General features: G+C 68.9%; 17 protein-coding genes. 1 reads left to right on the top strand and 16 read right to left on the bottom strand.

The window, feature by feature from the left end; translation table 11 throughout:
- Window positions 1-8 precede the first annotated feature (8 nt).
- The 6 genes from D7W82_RS03675 to D7W82_RS03705 all read right to left on the bottom strand — a co-directional run bounded on the left by D7W82_RS03675 (window position 9) and on the right by D7W82_RS03705 (window position 6,395).
- Entirely contained in the window at window positions 9-587 is a 579-nt protein-coding gene (locus D7W82_RS03675; RefSeq protein ID WP_120616990.1) for a phage baseplate assembly protein V, read from the bottom strand.
- Window positions 588-597: 10 nt separating this feature from the next.
- Window positions 598-1,848, bottom strand: a complete 1,251-nt coding sequence (locus tag D7W82_RS03680) for a phage late control D family protein (protein WP_233587276.1) — start codon at window positions 1,846-1,848, stop codon at window positions 598-600.
- Between the two features lie 29 nt (window positions 1,849-1,877).
- Window positions 1,878-2,219: a hypothetical protein gene (locus D7W82_RS03685; protein WP_120616992.1), complete on the bottom strand. Its 342-nt coding sequence runs from the start codon at window positions 2,217-2,219 to the stop codon at window positions 1,878-1,880.
- Entirely contained in the window at window positions 2,219-2,731 is a 513-nt protein-coding gene (locus D7W82_RS03690; protein WP_120616993.1) for a peptidoglycan-binding protein, read from the bottom strand. The genes D7W82_RS03685 and D7W82_RS03690 overlap by 1 nt, the downstream gene beginning before the upstream one ends.
- Before the next feature lie 14 nt (window positions 2,732-2,745).
- Window positions 2,746-5,430: a phage tail tape measure protein gene (locus D7W82_RS03695; protein WP_120616994.1), complete on the bottom strand. Its 2,685-nt coding sequence runs from the start codon at window positions 5,428-5,430 to the stop codon at window positions 2,746-2,748.
- 191 nt (window positions 5,431-5,621) lie between these two features.
- Entirely contained in the window at window positions 5,622-6,395 is a 774-nt protein-coding gene (locus D7W82_RS03705; RefSeq protein ID WP_120616996.1) for a hypothetical protein, read from the bottom strand.
- 410 nt (window positions 6,396-6,805) lie between these two features.
- Here D7W82_RS03705 and D7W82_RS39945 point away from each other — a divergent pair, with 410 nt between their 5' ends.
- Window positions 6,806-7,600, top strand: a complete 795-nt coding sequence (locus tag D7W82_RS39945; RefSeq protein WP_147439216.1) for a hypothetical protein — start codon at window positions 6,806-6,808, stop codon at window positions 7,598-7,600.
- A gap of 19 nt (window positions 7,601-7,619) precedes the next feature.
- Here the strand turns inward: D7W82_RS39945 and D7W82_RS03710 are convergent, their stop codons facing one another.
- Genes D7W82_RS03710 through D7W82_RS03755 form a run of 10 tightly spaced genes read right to left on the bottom strand, consistent with a single transcriptional unit; the run spans window position 7,620 to window position 14,241 of the window.
- Window positions 7,620-8,081 (bottom strand): phage tail protein, encoded by a 462-nt coding sequence (locus tag D7W82_RS03710; protein ID WP_120616997.1) that lies wholly within the window; start codon window positions 8,079-8,081, stop codon window positions 7,620-7,622.
- An 11-nt stretch (window positions 8,082-8,092) separates the two neighbouring features.
- Entirely contained in the window at window positions 8,093-8,884 is a 792-nt protein-coding gene (locus tag D7W82_RS03715; protein WP_233587286.1) for a phage tail sheath family protein, read from the bottom strand.
- Window positions 8,775-10,310 (bottom strand): phage tail sheath protein, encoded by a 1,536-nt coding sequence (locus D7W82_RS03720; protein ID WP_120616998.1) that lies wholly within the window; start codon window positions 10,308-10,310, stop codon window positions 8,775-8,777. The genes D7W82_RS03715 and D7W82_RS03720 overlap by 110 nt, the downstream gene beginning before the upstream one ends.
- Window positions 10,307-10,636, bottom strand: a complete 330-nt coding sequence (locus D7W82_RS03725) for a hypothetical protein (protein WP_120616999.1) — start codon at window positions 10,634-10,636, stop codon at window positions 10,307-10,309. Before D7W82_RS03725 ends, D7W82_RS03720 begins: the two co-directional genes overlap by 4 nt.
- Entirely contained in the window at window positions 10,633-11,535 is a 903-nt protein-coding gene (locus D7W82_RS03730; protein WP_120617000.1) for an IPT/TIG domain-containing protein, read from the bottom strand. Before D7W82_RS03730 ends, D7W82_RS03725 begins: the two co-directional genes overlap by 4 nt.
- Window positions 11,535-12,140, bottom strand: a complete 606-nt coding sequence (locus D7W82_RS03735) for a phage virion morphogenesis protein (RefSeq protein WP_120617001.1) — start codon at window positions 12,138-12,140, stop codon at window positions 11,535-11,537. The genes D7W82_RS03730 and D7W82_RS03735 overlap by 1 nt, the downstream gene beginning before the upstream one ends.
- A 7-nt stretch (window positions 12,141-12,147) precedes the next feature.
- Window positions 12,148-12,792: a hypothetical protein gene (locus tag D7W82_RS03740; RefSeq protein ID WP_120617002.1), complete on the bottom strand. Its 645-nt coding sequence runs from the start codon at window positions 12,790-12,792 to the stop codon at window positions 12,148-12,150.
- Window positions 12,789-13,082: a hypothetical protein gene (locus D7W82_RS03745; RefSeq protein WP_120617003.1), complete on the bottom strand. Its 294-nt coding sequence runs from the start codon at window positions 13,080-13,082 to the stop codon at window positions 12,789-12,791. Before D7W82_RS03745 ends, D7W82_RS03740 begins: the two co-directional genes overlap by 4 nt.
- The gene (locus D7W82_RS03750; protein WP_120617004.1) at window positions 13,079-13,603 is read right to left on the bottom strand and encodes a hypothetical protein; all 525 of its coding nucleotides are present in this window, start codon (window positions 13,601-13,603) and stop codon (window positions 13,079-13,081) included. The genes D7W82_RS03745 and D7W82_RS03750 overlap by 4 nt, the downstream gene beginning before the upstream one ends.
- Window positions 13,603-14,241: a hypothetical protein gene (locus D7W82_RS03755; protein ID WP_120617005.1), complete on the bottom strand. Its 639-nt coding sequence runs from the start codon at window positions 14,239-14,241 to the stop codon at window positions 13,603-13,605. The genes D7W82_RS03750 and D7W82_RS03755 overlap by 1 nt, the downstream gene beginning before the upstream one ends.

The following is a 14,241-nucleotide window of genomic DNA, read 5'->3' on the forward strand; positions in this document are numbered from 1 at the left end:
GGGCTTCCTCAAATCGGCTCGGCGATGGGGCGCACGACGCGGCCGGCGATGGTGACCTGGGCTGCCTCCAGCGAGATGGCGCCCACCGCGCGCAGAGTGAGGGCGGTGGTGGCTTCCAAGGTAACGGTGTTCTCCTCTGCGTCGAAGGTGAGGCAGTCGCCCGTCTTCCGGTTGGTGAGCTTCAGCTTGCGGTGGCTCGCGGACTCATCGAGTTCGACGCGGAAGGTGGGCGTGGCGAGGACGCGGTTGTCGGGCGGAGACACCTGGGCTTCTTCGGGCACCTCGCTCTGACCGCCCGGCTTCCCCCAGTGCGCGCTGAGGTAGTAGGGGGCGTCGACGTCGCCCTGGTTGAAGAAGACAGCCACCTCGGCGCCCACGTGCGGCACCGCGAAGAAGCCAGTGTCCTTGGCGCCGCCCCCGGAGGTGCCGAGGGGCCAGGCCCAGGCGGACTCGGGCTCGAGGACGCCGGGGATGCACACGCGGACGCGGCCGAGCTGCGCCTCGTCGTCGCGGCTGGTGACGTAGCCCACGTACATGCCGAGGAGGCGTGTGTCGTGGGTGAGGATGTCGTCGTCGAAGGTGCTCATGGTGGGCTCGCTACCTGGGGAAACTCATTCCAGCTTCCGGGTCCTCGACACCGATGGGCTGCCCGTCACGGTGGTACTCGACGTACCGGGTGCCGGTGCGCTTCTCGAATGCCTCTACTTCCTTCAGCGCCCCCGTTGTCGAGGGGGCGGTGGTGTTGGACTGGCCGCCTTGGGGCTGGCCCTGCTTCTCGGCGCTGGCTTGCTGACGCCGTCCGGTGCCGTCACGCGACAGCTTCAACTCGCAGGTGTAGCCGGAGGAGGAGAGGACGTGCTTCGCCTCGGTGACGTAGTACCGGCCGGACAGGAAGCTGGAGATGCCGCGCACCTCCACGACGGACTTCGCGCGCAAGCTGGGGTTGCCCACCACCTGGAGGGACAGCTTCACGGTGCCGGCTTCCGCGCGCCGGAAGCGGGCCTCCGACTCGCGCTGGGCTTGGGCAGGTGTCGAAGCCGAGGTGGGCTGGACGCTGGTGGTGCTGTTGCGAAGCTGCAGCGACGTGGTGCCCGTGCGCTTGTCCACCACCTCGAGGTAGTCGGCGAGCGTGGTGCGCTCCACGGTGGCACTGCTCGCCTGGGCTTCGATGTTCGCCTTGGCCATGGCGTCCCGGCCACGCACGTCCACCTTGCCCACTCGGCGGCCCAGCTCCGACTCGACGTTGACCGAGAGGATGTCGCCCCTGCCTGAGTCGGCGTACCACCACAGCACATGGGTGGGCGCGGCGGCCTGGTTGCGCGGGCCGAAGGCGAGGCCCCTGTCGTCGACGTGGAACTGGAACTCCTCCCGCGCGGCCAGGCGCCGGAGGAACCTCGCGTCCGTCTCCCCGGCCTGGTGGATGGTGTCGAAGGACTCGCCGGTGTCCTCGACCTGGATGGAGTCCTCCTCATAGCCGTGCTCGGCGGCCACCTCGCGCACTACCTGGGCGCGCGTCTTGCCCTTCCAGGTGCGCGTCTTCGCTTCGCGGTGCATGAGGGCGCTGAGGGCCTGTCCCTCGACGGTGAGCACCTGAAAGCCCTTCAGCTTCTTCACCACCACTCGCCGCGGAGGCGCCATGAGCCCCGGGTAGCCCCAGGACACCTCCAGCACCGCGCCGCCCACCAGCTCCGCCCTGTCGAAGAGGGACAAGTCGAAGTTGTCCAACTGGAGGGACAGCTTGTCGGCCTTCGTCGCGGAGTCCTCGAAGGTGAGGCCGAGGACCCGACCCTCAAGCGAGAGGAGCTCGCCGCCGCGGGCCCTTTCGTGTGCCAGCAGCGTGAGGCGCACGCCAGGCGCGCTCCTGTCGAGGGGCCGCGTCACTCGCTGGCCCTCCGCCGCTGCTCGCTGAGGATGACGTCGGTGAGGACGCGCAGCGAGGGGATGTAGACGCGCCGCCCGGTCTCCAGCTCCAGCGTCGCGTCGATGATGGGCTCCGGCTGGAAGTCGGCGATGGCCCACCAGAAGCCGCAGGCGCGCGGGAGGGGCGCGAAGTAGCGGCCGGCCAGCCCCCAGAGGGAGTCGCCCTCGGCGACGAGGTGGACGCGCGTGTCCACGTGCGGCTGGAAGCCGTAGGGGACCCTCTCGGTGAGGAAGAGGTGGCCAGCCTCGTCCCGGAGGCCGAGGGAGAAGGAGTAGCGGCTGCCGGCGTGAGGGGCCACTACGGCACCTCCTGGCGGAGCTGCTCGGAGGTGACGCGCGTGTCCAACACCTCCTCGAAGGTGACGGTGGCGGTGTAGACGAGGACGCGGCCGTCGACGGCGAGCTGGCGGTACTGGAACTCCACGCTGGCGACGACGCACTCCACGGTGAGGACGCCGGGCCAGAGGACGAGGACGCGCGGTGGCGCCGTCGCCAGCACACCCTCGGTACCCGCCGGAGGCACGGTGAGCGCGCGCAAGAAGGCGCGGAACGCCATGATGTTGGACGTGTCGGCCTGCTGCGTGGCGAAGAAGGCGTCGAGGTAGAACTCCACGCCCGAGAGCTGCCGGTTGGAGGTGCCCTGAAACTGGAGCACTTGGTGGGAGAGTCCCGGCACCGTCAGGCGGTTCCAATTCACCTGGCACTTCTCGGTGAGCTGCGTGGGGTTGAAGAGGCACTCCATGGCCTCGCCGGTGAGGACATTCACCAGCACGCAGCGAGGAGGACGGGCGAGGCCAGCAGCGAAGGACACGCGGGGCCTGCCTTTCAGTAAGACGCCATGGGGGAGAAGCTGCGGGAGGCGGCGTCCCTCTCAGCGCGCGCCGTGGCCTGGGCAAGCACCTCTCCGTCCACCTGGACACTCACGAGGACGGGCGGCGCGGGAGGCGCGTCCGGCTGCGAGGAGAGCACCTCTGCCTGGGGCAGCGAGGCCTGGAGGGCGGCCACCGCCGGCATGGACGAGGACTCCAGGGGCCACTCCACCGGCGAGGTGGAGGCCGTGGAGGCGACGGGCGCCGGGGCCGAGCCGGGGGAGTCCTCGAGGCCGAAGGCGACGGACAAGTCCCGGTGGAGGGTGAGCCGGGCCGTCCGCAGCGCCTGCTGGAGGCCTGTGTCCTTGCCGAAGAGGCTCGCCACGGCGTCCACGACACCGAGGATGGCGCCCACCAACTCCAAGAGGACGCCGGAGATGGCGTCCACCACCCCGAAGACGATGAGCTTCAGGCCCGTCCACGCCTCGGCCCAGTTGCCGGTGAGGGCTCCGCTCAGCGTCAACACCACGCCCCAGAAGACGTCGACGATGCCGGAGAAGGCCGCCAGGGCCGCGTTGAGGATTCCCCCCACCACCGACACCACGAGGGAGACGGCGGACACCAGCACGCCCACGACGGTGGTGATGTTGCCGATGGCAAACCCGATGGCTTCCCCCATGAGCGTCCACCCACTGGTGCCCTGCTGCACAGCGGAGGTGGTGCCAAAAAGGCCCGAGAGTGCCCCGCCGAGGACGCGGCCCAGGTGCGCCAGGCTGCCCAGGAGGACGTCGACGCCGGCCTTCATGTAGCCCCACTGTCCCGCCAGGCCTTCCACCACCTCCGCGGCTGCCGTCATGCCGAGGACGACGAAGTCGAAGACGCGGGCGAGGGCGCGGCCCACCGTGGCCCCCGCGTCGCCGAAGGCGGCGAACTTCGCCGCTGCTGTGGCCGCGTCGTCCCTCTCGGAGAGGAAGCCCAGCGCTTCGCCCACCCGCCCTAGCGTCGCCTGGAAGGCCTCGAGGGTGGGGCGCGCGGCTTCGAGTCCGGAGGAGAAGCCGTCGGCGAGGCCCGAGAAGAAGCTGTGGATGCGATGGCCCCACAGGTAGAGGTTGATGAGGAAGTCCTTCAGGCCGGCGTTTTCAGCGCGGCCCAACTCCTCGCGCGCCGCGCCGGAGAAGCCTCCGTCCTCGAAGAGCTGGACGAGGCCGCGGAAGGCGAGCGTCACCTGCTCCTGCACACGCCGCGCGAAGTCGCCCAGGCCCCCGAGGTTGTGACGGAAGGCGTAGGCGAGGCCGGCCACGGCGACACCCAGGAGGACGACAGCGCCCACGGCTGGAAGCACCGTGGCCAGGAGGCCGCCCAGGGTGAGGCCCAGCACCTTGAGGCCCACCACCATCAGCGCCAGGCCCACCTTCGCAGCGATGACGGCGCCGACGAGAGTGAGCAGGGCACCAGCTCCGAGCGCGAAAGCTGCGAAGGCGCGCTTCACCGGGCCGGGCAACGCCTGGAAGACACCCAGCACCTGCTGCACCGCGCTGGCGACGAGGGTGACGAGAGGCTTCAAGACTTGGGAGAAGGGCTCCCCGAGGACGATGGCCAGCGTCTCCAGGTTGCCGGACAACAGCGTCTTCTGGCCCTCGAAGGTGTCCAGCATCTGCTCGCGGAACTTCGTGGCCGTGCCGCCCGCATTCTCGAACTCATCGCGCAGGTGCTTGAGGGCCGCGGCGCCGCGGACGACTTCGCCAGTGTCCTTGCGGATGCCGTTGCTGAACTGCGTGAGGATGGCATTCACACCGCCGAGTGCTTCGCGGCCGAAGGCCTTCAGGAGGAAGGCGCTGCGCTGCGCCGCCGTCATGCGCTCAAGGGCGGGGGACATTTCGTTGAGGATGCCGAGGAAGCTGAGGAAGTTGCCTTTGGAGTCGGTGACGGCGACGCCCAGGCCGCGCAGGTGCTTCTGCACCTGTGGATCCGCCATTCGCTCCATGGCGACGGCCACGGCGGTGGAGGCGCGCTCCACGCCGGGGACGACGTTCTTCACGAGGCCCAGGGCGATGAGCGTCTCGGGCAGGGATTGGTTGAGGGCCTGCGCACCACGCGCGGCGGTGCCGAGGGCCAGGGGGAGTTCATTGGCACTGAGGGCGAAGACGTTGACGGCCTGGAGCATCTGGTCGACGGAGAGGGCGGCCTTGTCGGTGGAGATGCCGAAGGCCTTCATCGCCTGGGAGGCCAAGCCTGCGGCGCCCTGGGGCGTCAGCTCCCCCAGCGAGCCACCGGCCAAATCCAGGACGGGCTCCAGCAGCTTCATCGCCTCAGCGGCGGTGAAGCCGGCCTGGGTGAGTTCGCGCAGGCCCAGCACGGACTCGGTGGGAGTGAACTGCGTGGCGAGGCTTGCCTTGATGGCCGCGTCACGTAGCTGCCCAAGCACCTCGGCCGAGGCGCCAGAGACAGCGGCCACGCCCGCCACGGCCTGCTCGAATTGGCCGGCGGTGTTGGCCAGGGACAACGACGCGCCAATGGTGACGGCGCCCGCCGAGAAGAGGGCCATGGCGACGCCGAGCCGCTGGAATGCGCCCTCGATGCGCGCGGTGCCCAACCCCACACGCCTGTCCAGGCGCGTGAAGTTGACCTCGAGCTGGGTGAAAACGCCGGAGGCCAAGTCTCTCGCGGTGAAGATGAAGCCCAGGCCGAGGTTGTTGAGCACGCGCTACCTCCGCTTCGCGGACTTCTCCAAGGCCTTCGCCTCGCGACTGCGTTGCTGGCCGATGCGCTCAAGGAGCCAGTCCCTGTCCGAGGTGGGCAGCTCCAAGGCGTCACCGAGAGGAACTGCGAGGCCGCTGCCGCCGTGCTGGTGCCAGCACAACTGGAAGAGGCCCTCGCGCCACGTCTCCAGCGTCACGCCGGGGAAGAGGTGGAGCGCTCCCGGCGCCTCGTCGTCCGCTGCTTCCCCGGAAGGAAGAAGCCCCGGTCGAAAGGGAGCTCCACCTCCTGGCGCATGAAGCACTCGGGGCACTCGACCTCGAGCGTCGTATCCACGCCGCAGTCGACGGCGTCAAACTCGTCAACGAGGAAGTCCGCGTCGCGCAGGCTCAAGTCCTCGAGGAAGCGGCGCTTGTCGCGCGCATCCACACCGTCGACGTCCAGCACCCGGTAGGCGAGGACGGAGGACAGCAGCTTCTCGGGCGCCGCGCGCTGGAGCTGCGGCAGCCGCCGCTCATCCTCACCCGTCAGAAGCTTGAAGCGCACGCGCTTGCTGGCGTCGGGCAGGCTCGTCTCGAAGCGGTTGCCGGCCATGAAGGCCGCGCGGCTGGCGTCCGAGAGGACGCGCACCGGCAGCTGCGTCAAATCCAGCTCCCAGTCGATGCGGGCGCGGCAGGCGGCATTCTGGCATGGGACGGCGAAGACGTACTCGGGGCCGTAGGTGAGGACGCGCACCTGGAGGAGTGCGTAGAATCGGTCCCCCTGCAGCACCTGGCCCCAGTCCACCTTCCCGTCGGCGAAGGCGTAGGGGCCTGCCTCCAGCATCTCCTCCCAGCACGCAGAGAGCAGCTCATCCACTTGGCCGCCGCTCTTCGCCAGCTTCCTGTCCGCGAGGACGCGCTCCTCCCGCACTCGCATGCCGCGAACGCGGCCCGTCAGCCCCGAGGGGCACGAAATGGTGTCCGCCATGTCCTTCCTCCGGGAAAGACAAAGCCTTCGGGATATGGATCGGGGACACGCGCTTCGCAATATAGGTAGAAGGTGCGATAGTTGATCGAATGAGATCTCCTATTGCAGTTATTCCCCCCGTCTGGGCGCTGGCTCGTAGATGGGGTGCGGTTGCTCTGTCGATCTGGACGGATAGACGGAGTTGGAATCTTGAGGCGCGGCGCTTTCCACCCCACTCTGGTGTGTCAATCCCTGCGATCGCACATGCTCCTTTGGTCCGTCTGCTCCTTGAGGCTGGGATTGCGCTTACTCCCCCGCAGTCCATCTTCTCGCCTGCAGCATCATTCGCGATACTGCGCTACGCCGAGGCATTTGCATCGCGCTCTCAGAAGTTACGCTTGGTTGCGAGCGCAAGAGACTGGGATCCTCGCTTGACGACCATTCTTGCAGAGGAGATCGGTGTCGGAGTTGCAGTGCATCTCGCACGCACCTTTCTTGATGTGGTTCATGTTGCGGACGTAGCACCCTTGCTCCAGGCTGGTGACTTGGCATTCACAACTCCGCCCGTATCGCCAATGTCCCCTGAGGCTCGGCCCGACTACTTGGGAGTTCTCAAGTCCGGAGAGTGCATCCTATTTGAGGCGAAGGGTGCTGTTGGAACTGCGGGTCGATTGAAGAAGCCGCTTGAGAAGGCCGAGATCCAGGTCGACAATGTGCAATTCGTTAAGCACTCTCCTCGCACAGTCAACGGGCAGCCTTGTGGTGATCGAATTGTGATGGGTACACACTTTTGTGTTGATGGGGCCCATGCTAAGTCAGAAACAACAACCATTCTGATCGACCCGCCCGGAAGGGGACGAGTTGGTGATGACTTCCCACCTAGCGATCTTCCGTTGCGTGTGGCGTATGCCAAGGCGTTCAATTTTGGAGAGAGACCGTTGGTTGCGGACGCGCTTGTTCGTCGGGTTGACCTTTCTGGAGTATTTGGGGCTCCGGAGTTTGAGGTGAACGGGTTGTCGGTTCGAGCGGTTGGGCCATTCTTATGGGGCGGGGTGCTTGTAATTGATGCAAGGCTCGCTGCGATCCTTGAGCAGGGCGCACGGGGAAATCTCAGTGCTGCTGTTGCAGAGAGGACGAATCGCCTCCAGGAGGAGCTCAGCACTCTGGAGGAGACGCCCTATTTTGTGATGCTCAATAATGGCATTGGCGTGCTGTTGGATGGTTGAGCTGATCTGAAAGTGAAAGCTAAAACGTCAGCTCGAAGAAGTCGTAGGTGAGCGTGACGGACTCGATGACGTTCTCGTCGGACTCGTTGTCCCACTCGCCCGCGACGAACTTCACCGGCCAGACGCGGGAGAGGCTCCACCGACGCAGCGTGGTGCCGTCCCTGTCTTGCTGGACGATGTCGAGGTTGCGCTTGTAGAGCGCATCGGGCAGCCCCAGTCCGCTCGTGGTGTGCACGACGTCTTGGAACCAGTCGAACAGTTCGTGATCCTGCGTGGCGCCGCGCTCGAGGGTGACGTCGGAGAACGTGAGGCGCCCCGGGGACTTGTTGGGGATGAGGCTGCCACCCTCGAAGTATTGGACGTTGGCGACCTCGACGGACAACTCGCTGCACTTCTGGAAACCGGAGTGCCCGAGGCCGTCAGCCTCACAGAGGAACTTGAAGCGCTTATGGAAGCTGCGCGGCTGTCCGATGATGGCCATGGCCAGTCTCCTTAGAGGCCCGCCGAGGCCAGCTCGGCTTCGAGGGCGCGGGTGTCCTGGGCGATGCGCAGGACGATGAACTCGGCCGGCTTGTTGGTGGCGAGCCCGATGCGCGCCACCAGTTTGCCGGCGAAGACCACGGACGGCGGATTGAGCGCGTCCGAGACGTCAACGAAGAAGGCCTTGGCGGGCTCCTGGCTGCGGAAGGCGCCGTTCTTCATCTGCGCGAGGAGGAAGGCGGCAATGGAGCGCCGCACCTGGGCGCGCAGCCCCTCGGTGTTGTTGCGGTGCCGGGCGAATTGCAGCCCCGACTTGAGGCTGCGCTCGATGAAGGACACCCCGCGCCGCTCGGCGACGTAGGGGAAGTTCCCGCTGGCCTTCAGCGTGCGGCTGCCGTCGATGAATCGCGGCAGGCCGGGGCCGGTGGTGAGCGGATTGATGCGGCGGGGGTAGACGATGTCCCGCTTCTTCTCTTCGAGGCACTCCTTGGACTCGAAGCCCAGGACGCCGAACATGCGCCCGGCCTCGATGCCCGCGGGCGCTTCATACACACCCCCGGAGCGCGCCCCGTCGTTGCGTGCGAAGACACCGGCGATGATGCCGGAGGGCGGGACGACGAGCTGCTCCACGTTGCCGAAGACGCCGCGGGCGGGGTTGAGCACCTTGACGCGGGGCCAGTAGAGGGCCGCGTGCTCAGAGAGCCCTTCGAGGGCGGCCTCCTGCGAGACGTAGGACACGATGTCCGTGGCGCTGTAGCCCGCGGGTGAGTCGAGGACGGCGAAGACGAGGCCGTCGCGCGCCACCTCGCAGTAGCGCACCATGGCGTTGTGGACGGCGGGCGTCGCCCGGCCGGGCACCAGGAGCACCGTGAGGTCCTGCACGGCGTCGAGCGCGTAAAAGACCACTCCGGCCAGCCTCGGAGCCGATGAAGTCCGTGTCGTCCAGGCCGACGAGGCCGTCCGCACCACCCGAGAGGGCCACCGTCTGTACGTCCGGAATCGCGTCCGGTTGCACCATGAAGGCCCGGACGTAGGTGGAGCCGGTGCGCTCGTCATTGAGGACGCGCTCGACATAGCGTGCGTCGCCCTGGGCCGAGGAGAGGTTGGGGAAGGACTCGCGGTAGGCGCCGTCCTCGAGGACGAGGACGTCGAAGGTGTCGGGAGCGCCATTCGTCTGGGGCCGCACCTCCACCTCGAGGCGGTTGGCGTAGGCGCCTGCATCCCTGGCCTCCAGGTGGAGGACGTCGGTGGCGCCGGAGGCGTCGCCCGTGTGCAGGAGCGCGTCGAGTCCGAGTCCGAAGCCCGCGTCTCCCTGCACTCGCAAGGAGGCACCAGGCCCCGTGGACTGGGTGAGCAACTGCAGGGCCCCCAGGGAGGAGGGGGCCACACGGACGCCCGCCACCGCCGCCTCCACGAGGGCGCGCACCTCGGCCAGCTCGACGGCGCGCAGGCTCTGGACGTTGCCGCTCCCCACCTGCGGGCCGCCCGCGAAGCCGAAGACGGTGTTGGCCACCGCGTCGCCCACTTCCAGGCGGCTGGAGGCGCCCTGGGTGTCGCTGGCGATTCTCAGCACACCGGCCTCCACGGTGGCGCGTCCGCCGACGAGTCCCGCGTTGAGGACGGCGGCCACCTCCTGGGCAGTGGCCTGGGTGATGTCGCCGAAGTCCTCCTCGCTGAAGGGGATGAAGACGTCCCGGCCATCGTCGACGCGCACCCGGAGCGACTGCCCGGCGGTGAGGGTGTAGGGGCTGGGGCGGCCCGCGGAGACGGACGCCGCGGTGCCGGAGAAGACGACGTCCACCGCCTCGGCGCCGTTGGCGGACACCTCCAGGCGCTGGCCGTCGGCTAGGGTGAAGGGGGGACGCAAGGTGCCGCGCACGACGGCGGGCGTGGGCCCGCCGCCCGTGGTGAGGGCCGCCGCAGCAGGCGTGGCCGTGTGCGACTCGGGGTTGGAGGCGTCCTCGTAGTGGGCGGTGCGGACCGCCCACAAGTGAGTCCCTCCGTTCTCGAAGAAGCCCATGGCGGCGAGAGCCAAGTCCGAGTCCGGCGTGAAGCCGCCGAAGGTGGACTGGTACTCCTCGAAGGAGGTGCACAGCACCGCCTGGCCGATGGGGCCGCGCTCCGCCAGGCCCACGGCGCCGGCCACGGAGGTGGGCGCCGAGGGAATGCCACGGACGCGCGGCTCCTCCTCCTCCACGACGATTTTCGACGACAGCAACTCACGACTCATGAGGCACCTCGCTTCTTGCGGGACGCGCGCGCCGACACCTCCGGCGCGGCAGAGGGTGGCGACGACGGCGGGGCCGTGGGGGCTTGCCGCTTCAGGGCGACGTCGCCCCGGCGAATGGCAGCCGCCACCGCGGGCGCGGAGAGCGCGGCCTCGGGCACGTCCTCCAGCGACACACCCGAGGCCAGGGTGAGAGAGGAGGGCAGGCGCCGGCCGCCACGGCCTGGTTGCACGCTGCAGGCACACTCGCCGCGGGCGACGCAGTACGACTCATGGGGCAGGAGGAAGGTGACGAGCCTGCCCAGGGCATTGGTGAGGGTGATGCTCATGAGGTGCCTCCGGAGAGAGAGTCCGTGTCGAGGTGAGTGCCGGCGACGGCCTTTCCGATGTCGAGGGGCAGGCCCTCGTCCACGTCGAAACCGCGCACGAGGAATCCCCAGGTGAAGGCGCGCACGTCGTCGCGGCTGCCGAGCTGCGTGCGCGCCTCGCCGTCCGCGTCCATTTCCCAGCGGACGGTGCCGCGCGAGGCGTCCTCCGTGTCCCGCGCCATGGAGAGCCAGCGGTTGCGGTTGAGGAAGGTGGCCACGGCAGCCATGAGGTTGAAGAGTTCGGCGGTGCGCTCGGAGGCCACCGTGAGGGTGAAGGCCAGGTCCACCGTGTACGCGGGGCGCCTGCGCACCAGCTCCGCACCGGAGGGGCCCTGCACGACGTCCTCGTGCAACACGTTGGTGGAGTAGCGACGACTCTCGCGCAGCATGGGGCCTGACAGCACCACCGAGGGCAGCGCGGCCATGGCGATGACGTTGAGGCCGTCGGCCACCGTGTCGTCGTAGTCGACGGAGACGCTGGCGCTGACGTTGGCCACCACCTGGCGCTTCAGCTCGCGCAGCAGCGTGCGCACGAGGCGGGTGAGGTCCGCTTCCTTCGCGACGCGTGGGCGCAGGTAGCGGTACGCCCCCGGAAGGGCAGCGGCCTCGCCTGGAATGGGGCATCCGTCCGCGGAGAGGTTGAGCAACTCCGCGTCGGCGGTGCCCACCTCGTGGGCCGGCGTCCGCACGTCCACATAGGCAGCGCCTGCCTCTTCACGGACGGCGAGCACCTCTGCGTGCAGTCCGCCCAGGCGCACGGCGACCTGCGCGGCGAAGCCAGTGCCGGCGAGGCGGAGAATGTCGCCGCCGCTGGTGGGCCCCGACGAGGGCGTCACGGAGGTGAGGGAGGGGACGGCCATTACCCGGGCCCTCCGAGGCCCAGCTCCTTCGCGACGCGCGCGAGGAAGCGGCGGCTGGCGCCCTGTCGAAAGCGTGCGAAGGCCGGCCGCAAGAAGGGCCGCGCGGGCGTCTGCGTCACAACCACTCCGCGCCCCCTGCCGCTGCTACGCGACTGGCCGGCCAGGCCGGCCTGGCGCAGCAGCGCGAAGAGGTAGCGCCGCATCTTCGGCGTCATGGGGATGATGACGGGTGGGCCCCCGTACTCCTGGAGCTGCGCCACGTCGACGAGGGACTCGCCGTCCGGGCTCTTCGCCGAGCGCGAGACGCCAATGAATGCCTCGTCGCCCTCCAGGACGACGGAGATGGAGTTGCGTAGCGCGCCTGAGGCGAGGAGGGCCTTTGTCCCGTTGAAGCCGGCCATTTGCCGCGCTGCCAGGGTGAGGGGAGAGAGCGGGCGGAGCGGCTCTCCACCCGGTGCCTGCTGGGTGAGGCCCTGCACCACCTCCTTGCGCAGGGCGTGCGCCTCCTGGCGCAGCGCCGTCTGGAGCGCACCCTCAAGGCGTGACGAGCCCGCCGCCAGCAGTTGGCGGGCCCGTTCCCAGTCCCCGGTGCGCGAGACGGCCATGGACGCCTCAGCCCTGCTTGGCCCGCAGGTGGGGGACGTGCGAGTTGAGCCACTCCAGGGCCACGTTCGTGGCTTCACTCACCACCGCGCCGTGGCGGACGGACACCGAGGTGAGGGCCAGGGTGTGCGCGGCGACTTCGACGTCCTCCGGTCGGCAGCCGTAGTGCTTGAGGCCCTCGGCGATGGGGCGCACGGCGGGCAGGGTGCCGTAGCGCCAGTAGTGCAGCTCCAGGTTGCAGGTGTACGCCTCGGCCTCGTAGCGGGCGCGCGAGGAGGCGCTGGTGAGGTAGGCCAGCTCGTAGCTGGGGCCCTCCTCGTCGTGCTGGACGACGTGCTGGTGCTCGTGGACGCACACCACCACCTGGGCCCACAAGTCCCAGTTCCCCTTCGGCACGCCCACCTCGAAGGGCAGGTAGAGGGTGCGGCCCACGGTGGTGGCGTACTTCTCCAGGAAGCGCTGCCTGTCGAGGATGCCCATGCGCTGCAGCGCCTCGGCCGCCAACTGCATCTCGAGGGAGTCGGCCTTGTTGGCCGTCTTGGTGCGCAGGCGCGACTGCATGTGCTGGTAGAAGGCCCACACCTCGGCGGGTTGAATCTCGCCGCGCTGGAAGAGGGTGCCCACGCCGGGGAGGGACTGGAGGTAGCCCTTCACAGAGCACCCCCTTCCTCGACACCCGCGTCGACGGTGCCGGCGTCCACAGTGGTGGGCAGGCACGTGTGGCCGGTGACGCCCTCCTCGTTGACGTAGGCGCAGGTGAAGGCGGCGTTGCTGTGCTCGCTGACGGCGTCGCAGTCGGCGAGCACCTGCCAGTTGCCGTCGCCGTTGCAGATTTCGGCGACATTGCCGGCGCAGCGCGTGGACACCGGCGCGCAGCCGTCCGGCGCGCGGCAGCGGGTGAGGAGGGCGGTGGCGAGAAGAGAGGTGAGTAGCAGTGCTTTCATGCGAGTCCTCGGGCTTGGGGCCTGTCGTTGAAGGTGACGAGAAGGAGGTTTCTGCGAGGCCTCCGGCGGTGGAGTCCGAAGCCCGTGGGGCGCGCCTCCGTGACGTACAGCCCGGGAGGCGTCCTCACGGCCTGCACGAGTGCGCCCATGACGTCGTAGAGGGCCCCCAGCCTGTCGCTGGGGCGGATGAGGGCGTCACCCGTGGCCGCGTCGACGAGGCCGAGGCGCTCCAAGTCGCGGAAGTGGAAGACGAGTTCGAAGCTCGTCCTGGGGCTGTTGCCGGAAGGGGCCATGCGCAATGACTCAAAGGCATCCGGCTCCACCTGGCAGGGGACACGCACGGGCGGAAATTCGCGACGGAAGGCTTCGGCCAGGCCGTCGTCGTCCGCATCCACCAGCACCGGCTCGCGAAAGTCCGCGTCGTACCCGCTGGCATGGGGGCCCGGACCGGGGCCCGCCATGGCGGTGGTGTCCAGGCGGTGCAGCTCCGCGAGGAAGGGGAAGATGAGCCTGCCCCTCATCAGGCCGCCCCGGGCAAGGAGGGCTTCACGTAGGGGGCGAGGAGGGTGTCCACCTCCGGCTCTCCGGTGAGAGGCCGCACGGAGGGGCGGACACTGTCGAGGCGGTAGCTCTGCTCGCGCGTCCTCTCTTCCACCACGCGCCAGCGCGTGCGCTCCTCCAACGAGTCTTCGTCCGCCAAGGGCGAGAGGCTGCGCAGGACGAGGAGCATGCACGCGCGGCGGATGGCGAGCGGCGTGCGCCCCTCCGGCGTCCCGTCCGCCTCGGTGTAGCCCCAGCGTGCGCCCACCGTGACGTTGCCCTCGCCGCGCGGGAAGACGCGCCCGTGGCGAAAGGTGAGGCGGGGCCCATCAAAGCCCGGGCCCACCGGAGCACCCACCACGACCAGGTGCTCCCGCGAGAAGGACACGTCCGCCCCGTGGAGTGCCAGGCGGTAGAGGCGAATGGGTGGCACCGGCAGCCAGAGGGACGGAGTGCCGCGCCCGTCGAGTTGCAACGTCGCCGAGCGCGGCTCGAAGTGCCACCCCGTCACCTTGTCGATGGTGCGCGTCGCCTCCTCGAGAAGGAAGGCCAGGCGGGTGTCGCCCGCCATGGCCGGTGTGACGCCCTCGGCGCGCATGTCGGCCACCGTGGCGTACAC

The sequence above is a fragment of the Corallococcus sp. CA049B genome (assembly GCF_003611685.1).
GTDB lineage: Bacteria > Myxococcota > Myxococcia > Myxococcales > Myxococcaceae > Corallococcus > Corallococcus coralloides.

Excerpts from the sequence above, each read along its gene's own strand:
- D7W82_RS03720 (WP_120616998.1), bottom strand. The coding sequence starts at position 10,310 with ATGAGTCGTGAGTTGCTGTCGTCGAAAATCGTCGTGGAGGAGGAGGAG.
- D7W82_RS03750 (WP_120617004.1), bottom strand. The coding sequence starts at position 13,603 with ATGAGGGGCAGGCTCATCTTCCCCTTCCTCGCGGAGCTGCACCGCCTG.
- D7W82_RS03725 (WP_120616999.1), bottom strand. The coding sequence starts at position 10,636 with ATGAGCATCACCCTCACCAATGCCCTGGGCAGGCTCGTCACCTTCCTC.
- D7W82_RS03745 (WP_120617003.1), bottom strand. The coding sequence starts at position 13,082 with ATGAAAGCACTGCTACTCACCTCTCTTCTCGCCACCGCCCTCCTCACC.
- D7W82_RS03735 (WP_120617001.1), bottom strand. The coding sequence starts at position 12,140 with ATGGCCGTCTCGCGCACCGGGGACTGGGAACGGGCCCGCCAACTGCTG.
- D7W82_RS03705 (WP_120616996.1), bottom strand. The coding sequence starts at position 6,395 with ATGGCGGACACCATTTCGTGCCCCTCGGGGCTGACGGGCCGCGTTCGC.
- D7W82_RS03730 (WP_120617000.1), bottom strand. The coding sequence starts at position 11,535 with ATGGCCGTCCCCTCCCTCACCTCCGTGACGCCCTCGTCGGGGCCCACC.
- D7W82_RS03675 (WP_120616990.1), bottom strand. The coding sequence starts at position 587 with ATGAGCACCTTCGACGACGACATCCTCACCCACGACACACGCCTCCTC.
- D7W82_RS03710 (WP_120616997.1), bottom strand. The coding sequence starts at position 8,081 with ATGGCCATCATCGGACAGCCGCGCAGCTTCCATAAGCGCTTCAAGTTC.